The sequence below is a fragment of the Agrobacterium sp. a22-2 genome, from assembly GCF_012276985.1.
Classification (GTDB): Bacteria; Pseudomonadota; Alphaproteobacteria; order Rhizobiales; family Rhizobiaceae; genus Allorhizobium.
This window is the reverse complement of the sequence record NZ_JAAXMM010000117.1, coordinates 1-390: the sequence shown is the minus strand read 5'-3', so window position 1 is coordinate 390 and position 390 is coordinate 1. Positions and strand designations below refer to the sequence as shown.

The window sequence follows — 390 nt, the reverse complement described above, 5'->3', positions numbered from 1 at the left end:
GCTGGCGTCCAGCGGCATGTTGCAGAACGAGACCGACTCGATCAACAGTTCGCTGACTTCGCTTGCCAGCCAGATCACCGCCATGCAGACGCGCCTGGATAACAAGCAGGCGCTGTACTACACGCAATTCAATGCGTTGTCCTCCGCGGTGGCCAGCATGACGAACACCAGCAATTACCTGACGACGCAGCTTGCGGCCATTACAAAGCAAACTTCGAGCAACAACTAAGCCGGGTTTAGGCTTAGAGCACAACCCAAAACAAACAGACCACAGCGAGGACCATTTCCATGTACGCTGCACGCCGTGCCATCGGTGCCTATGCGCAAGTCGGCATCGAGACGTCCGTGGTAGACGCCAATCCGCACCGCCTGATCGCCATGCTGTTTGAA

General features: G+C 56.7%; 1 protein-coding gene. It reads left to right on the top strand.

Annotation, left to right across the window (positions count from 1 at the left end; all coding sequences use genetic code 11):
• A partial coding sequence (gene fliD / locus HFC70_RS26660) for a flagellar filament capping protein FliD (RefSeq protein ID WP_168476317.1) occupies positions 1–229 on the top strand: 229 nt, incomplete at its 5' end.
• Positions 230–390: the final 161 nt, after the last annotated feature.